Annotated in this window: 2 tRNA genes and 3 rRNA genes; all 5 read left to right on the forward strand. The window is 54.6% G+C overall.

The window, feature by feature from the left end:
* Positions 1 to 411 precede the first annotated feature (411 nt).
* Positions 412 to 1,956 (forward strand): 16S ribosomal RNA (locus AC6CH2_RS22440).
* Positions 1,957 to 2,062: 106 nt separating this feature from the next.
* A tRNA-Ala gene (locus AC6CH2_RS22445) sits at positions 2,063 to 2,138 on the forward strand.
* A 33-nt stretch (positions 2,139 to 2,171) separates the two neighbouring features.
* A tRNA-Ile gene (locus tag AC6CH2_RS22450) sits at positions 2,172 to 2,248 on the forward strand.
* A 233-nt stretch (positions 2,249 to 2,481) separates the two neighbouring features.
* Positions 2,482 to 5,349 (forward strand): 23S ribosomal RNA (locus AC6CH2_RS22455).
* Between the two features lie 169 nt (positions 5,350 to 5,518).
* Positions 5,519 to 5,633, forward strand: a 5S ribosomal RNA gene (rrf, locus tag AC6CH2_RS22460).
* The 16S, 23S and 5S rRNA genes sit together here with 2 tRNA genes alongside, the layout of an rRNA operon.
* Positions 5,634 to 5,756: the final 123 nt, after the last annotated feature.

The following is a 5,756-nucleotide window of genomic DNA, read 5'->3' on the forward strand; positions in this document are numbered from 1 at the left end:
CGGCGGTTTCGATGAGTGTTGACGAGTCGGAAACATGCTGTAAGATGCGCGGCCCGGTGAGACGGAGGCTTCGGAAAAACGAAGCGGAAGGCGAGTCGGGGAGCAGCAAGAAGTTCGCGGACAGGTGTTGACGTTCACGAAAACTGCTGTATAGTGTGCGGCTCGCTCGGCCACTTTGGTGGCGAGCACGAAACAAGGCGCTGAGGCCGGTTTCGAAGATCTTTGACAGTGTGCGCAGGTGACTTGTGCGGGCGTCTGGCGGGTGGATGATTGTCCATCTTGCAGACGTTCGTAACAGAGTCCAAATGATTGAAGAAAGCATGCAAATGCGAGTAATTGAGTAATGAGGGCCTGGGGCGAAGTCTGCACTCAAAGCATTGATGAAGGCCGCAAGGCTGGAGTCGAAACATTTAAGTGAAGAGTTTGATCCTGGCTCAGAGTGAACGCTGGCGGCAGGCCTAACACATGCAAGTCGAACGGCAGCACAGAGGAGCTTGCTCCTTGGGTGGCGAGTGGCGGACGGGTGAGGAAAACGTCGGAATCTGCCTATTTGTGGGGGATAACGTAGGGAAACTTACGCTAATACCGCATACGACCTACGGGTGAAAGCGGAGGACCTTCGGGCTTCGCGCAGATAGATGAGCCGACGTCGGATTAGCTAGTTGGCGGGGTAAAGGCCCACCAAGGCGACGATCCGTAGCTGGTCTGAGAGGATGATCAGCCACACTGGAACTGAGACACGGTCCAGACTCCTACGGGAGGCAGCAGTGGGGAATATTGGACAATGGGCGCAAGCCTGATCCAGCCATGCCGCGTGTGTGAAGAAGGCCTTCGGGTTGTAAAGCACTTTTGTCCGGAAAGAAAAGCTTCGGGTTAATACCCCGAGGTCATGACGGTACCGGAAGAATAAGCACCGGCTAACTTCGTGCCAGCAGCCGCGGTAATACGAAGGGTGCAAGCGTTACTCGGAATTACTGGGCGTAAAGCGTGCGTAGGTGGTTTGTTAAGTCTGATGTGAAAGCCCTGGGCTCAACCTGGGAATGGCATTGGAAACTGGCTTACTAGAGTGCGGTAGAGGGTAGTGGAATTCCCGGTGTAGCAGTGAAATGCGTAGATATCGGGAGGAACATCTGTGGCGAAGGCGACTACCTGGACCAGCACTGACACTGAGGCACGAAAGCGTGGGGAGCAAACAGGATTAGATACCCTGGTAGTCCACGCCCTAAACGATGCGAACTGGATGTTGGGAGCAACTTGGCTCTCAGTATCGAAGCTAACGCGTTAAGTTCGCCGCCTGGGAAGTACGGTCGCAAGACTGAAACTCAAAGGAATTGACGGGGGCCCGCACAAGCGGTGGAGTATGTGGTTTAATTCGATGCAACGCGAAGAACCTTACCTGGTCTTGACATCCACGGAACTTTCCAGAGATGGATTGGTGCCTTCGGGAACCGTGAGACAGGTGCTGCATGGCTGTCGTCAGCTCGTGTCGTGAGATGTTGGGTTAAGTCCCGCAACGAGCGCAACCCTTGTCCTTAGTTGCCAGCACGTAATGGTGGGAACTCTAAGGAGACCGCCGGTGACAAACCGGAGGAAGGTGGGGATGACGTCAAGTCATCATGGCCCTTACGACCAGGGCTACACACGTACTACAATGGTAGGGACAGAGGGCTGCAAACCCGCGAGGGCAAGCCAATCCCAGAAACCCTATCTCAGTCCGGATCGGAGTCTGCAACTCGACTCCGTGAAGTCGGAATCGCTAGTAATCGCAGATCAGCATTGCTGCGGTGAATACGTTCCCGGGCCTTGTACACACCGCCCGTCACACCATGGGAGTTTGTTGCACCAGAAGCAGGTAGCTTAACCTTCGGGAGGGCGCTTGCCACGGTGTGGCCGATGACTGGGGTGAAGTCGTAACAAGGTAGCCGTATCGGAAGGTGCGGCTGGATCACCTCCTTTAGAGACAAAAAGACAGTTAATTGCCTGTCCAGACGTCCGCACAAGTGACCTGCATTTCAGAGTTCCCGATCGCCTTGGGGTGATCGAGGAGTCGTCCCGTTTCGATGGGGCTTTAGCTCAGCTGGGAGAGCACCTGCTTTGCAAGCAGGGGGTCGTCGGTTCGATCCCGACAAGCTCCACCACCTAGCCAGTAAGTAGTCCTCGATGGACGAATTGGGTCTGTAGCTCAGGTGGTTAGAGCGCACCCCTGATAAGGGTGAGGCCGGTGGTTCGAGTCCTCCCAGACCCACCACCCTGGCGAAAGCTGGAGCGAGACAAACTCTGAACTGCGCACACATAAAGATTTGAAACTTCGAAGGCGCTGAAGCCTTTGAAGTGTTCTTTGAAAAACTGGAATGTAGCGAGCGTTTTGAGACGGAATGTCCAGACGTGTCGTGAGGCTAAGGCGGGGCCCAAGAGGCCCTAACATTTGAAGTTGTTGATTTGTTCGTGAATCGATAATCCTGAGGCGACTTGGGGTTATATGGTCAAGCGAATAAGCGCACACGGTGGATGCCTTGGCGGTCAGAGGCGATGAAGGACGTGACAGCCTGCGAAAAGCGCGGGGGAGCTGGCAATAAGCATTGATCCCGCGATGTCCGAATGGGGAAACCCACCTAGCAATAGGTATCCTGCAGTGAATACATAGCTGTTGGAAGCGAACCCGGAGAACTGAAATATCTAAGTACCCGGAGGAAAAGAAATCAACCGAGATTCCCTAAGTAGTGACGAGCGAACGGGGACTAGCCCTTAAGTTGCATCAGCTTCAGCAAAACGAGTTGGAAAGCTCGGCCATAGAAGGTGACAGCCCTGTATGCGAAGGGGCTGATGCGATGAAATCGAGTAGGGCGGGGCACGAGAAACCCTGTCTGAACATGGGGGGACCATCCTCCAAGGCTAAATACTCCTGACCGACCGATAGTGAACCAGTACCGTGAGGGAAAGGCGAAAAGAACCCTGGTGAAGGGAGTGAAATAGACCCTGAAACCGTGTGCGTACAAGCAGTAGGAGCTCCGCAAGGAGTGACTGCGTACCTTTTGTATAATGGGTCAGCGACTTACTGTTCGTGGCAAGCTTAACCGTATAGGGGAGGCGAAGGGAAACCGAGTCTGATAAGGGCGCATAGTCGCGGGCAGTAGACCCGAAACCGGGTGATCTAGTCATGCCCAGGGTGAAGGTTGAGTAACATCAACTGGAGGCCCGAACCCACTCCCGTTGCAAAGGTAGGGGATGAGGTGTGATTAGGAGTGAAAAGCTAATCGAACCCGGAGATAGCTGGTTCTCCTCGAAAGCTATTTAGGTAGCGCCTCGGACGAATACTACTGGGGGTAGAGCACTGTTATGGCTAGGGGGTCATTGCGACTTACCAAACCATGGCAAACTCCGAATACCAGTACGTACTATCCGGGAGACACACGGCGGGTGCTAACGTCCGTCGTGAAAAGGGAAACAACCCAGACCCACAGCTAAGGTCCCAAATTTATCGCTAAGTGGTGAACGATGTGGAAAGGCACAGACAGCCAGGAGGTTGGCTTAGAAGCAGCCACCCTTTAAAGAAAGCGTAATAGCTCACTGGTCGAGTCGGTCTGCGCGGAAGATTTAACGGGGCTAAGCGATAAACCGAAGCTTGGGGTGCATCACTTCGTGATGCGCGGTAGAGGAGCGTTCCGTAAGCCGTTGAAGGTGGATTGAGAAGTCCGCTGGAGGTATCGGAAGTGCGAATGCTGACATGAGTAACGATAATGCGGGTGAAAAGCCCGCACGCCGAAAGCCCAAGGTTTCCTTGCGCAACGTTAATCGACGCAGGGTGAGTCGGCCCCTAAGGCGAGGCAGAAATGCGTAGTCGATGGGAAGCAGGTTAATATTCCTGCACCTCGCGTAAGTGCGATGGAGGGACGGAGAAGGTTAAGCAGGCCAGGCGTTGGTTGTCCTGGTGAGAGAGTTGAGGCGGTCCCCTTAGGCAAATCCGGGGGGGCAACGTTGAGACTAAGGACCGGTCCTTTTGGACTAGGCTGCTGATATCACGCTTCCAGGAAAAGCTCCTAAGCTTCAGCTTACGCAGACCGTACCGTAAACCGACACAGGTGGGCAGGATGAGAATTCTCAGGCGCTTGAGAGAACTCGGGTGAAGGAACTAGGCAAAATAGCACCGTAACTTCGGGAGAAGGTGCGCCCTTTCTGGTGAATAGCTGGGAGGGGCCGCAGTGACCAGGCCGCTGCGACTGTTTATCAAAAACACAGCACTCTGCAAACACGAAAGTGGACGTATAGGGTGTGACGCCTGCCCGGTGCTGGAAGGTTAATTGATGGGGTCAGCCGCAAGGCGAAGCTCTTGATCGAAGCCCCAGTAAACGGCGGCCGTAACTATAACGGTCCTAAGGTAGCGAAATTCCTTGTCGGGTAAGTTCCGACCTGCACGAATGGCGTAACGACAGCGGCGCTGTCTCCACCCGAGACTCAGTGAAATTGAAATCGCTGTGAAGATGCAGCGTTCCCGCGGCAAGACGGAAAGACCCCGTGAACCTTTACTATAGCTTTACACTGAACGTTGAGTTCGTCTGTGTAGGATAGGTGGGAGGCTATGAAACCATGGCGCTAGCTGTGGTGGAGCCATCCTTGAAATACCACCCTGTCGTGCTTGACGTTCTAACCTAGGCCCGTAATCCGGGTCGGGGACCGTGTATGGTGGGTAGTTTGACTGGGGCGGTCTCCTCCCAAAGTGTAACGGAGGAGCACGAAGGTACGCTCAGCGCGGTCGGACATCGCGCACTGTGTGCAAAGGCATAAGCGTGCTTGACTGCAAGATCGACGGATCAAGCAGGTACGAAAGTAGGTCTTAGTGATCCGGTGGTTCTGTATGGAAGGGCCATCGCTCAACGGATAAAAGGTACTCCGGGGATAACAGGCTGATACCGCCCAAGAGTTCATATCGACGGCGGTGTTTGGCACCTCGATGTCGGCTCATCACATCCTGGGGCTGTAGTCGGTCCCAAGGGTATGGCTGTTCGCCATTTAAAGTGGTACGCGAGCTGGGTTCAGAACGTCGTGAGACAGTTCGGTCCCTATCTGTCGTGGGCGTTGGAGATTTGAGAGGGGCTGCTCCTAGTACGAGAGGACCGGAGTGGACGAACCTCTGGTGTTCCGGTTGTCACGCCAGTGGCACTGCCGGGTAGCTATGTTCGGAAGCGATAACCGCTGAAAGCATCTAAGCGGGAAGCGCGCCTCAAGATGAGATCTCCCGGGACTTTAAGTCCCCTAAAGGAACCATCAAGACTAGGTGGTTGATAGGCAGGGTGTGTAAGTGCGGCAACGCATTGAGCTAACCTGTACTAATGATCCGTGTGGCTTGACCATATAACCTCAAGTGGCCTTGGACTCGACGACGCGTCGATATTCCAAACCAACACTGACTCGCTACATTCCAACTTATTCGCCGATGACGGAGACCATCCCGTTTGAAGCAACCCAACGAGAGCGTGCGCGCTACTTCAATCCACCGAAGCCTGCGACCCTCCACCCTCTCCCTGGTGATAATAGCTGTGTGGCACCACCCGATCCCATCCCGAACTCGGAAGTGAAACGCACATGCGCCGATGGTAGTGTGGCCTAAGCCATGCAAGAGTAGGTCATCGCCAGGGGCTTTACCCTAAAACGCCGCAACCCACAGGTTGCGGCGTTTTTCTTTGCGCCATCGATTTAACCGGGCGCCTGATTCCACCGTAGCAGCGACGTCAGTCGCGACCAAGGCACGCGCCGAGGCA

This window comes from Lysobacter sp. GQ73 (genome assembly GCF_059758755.1).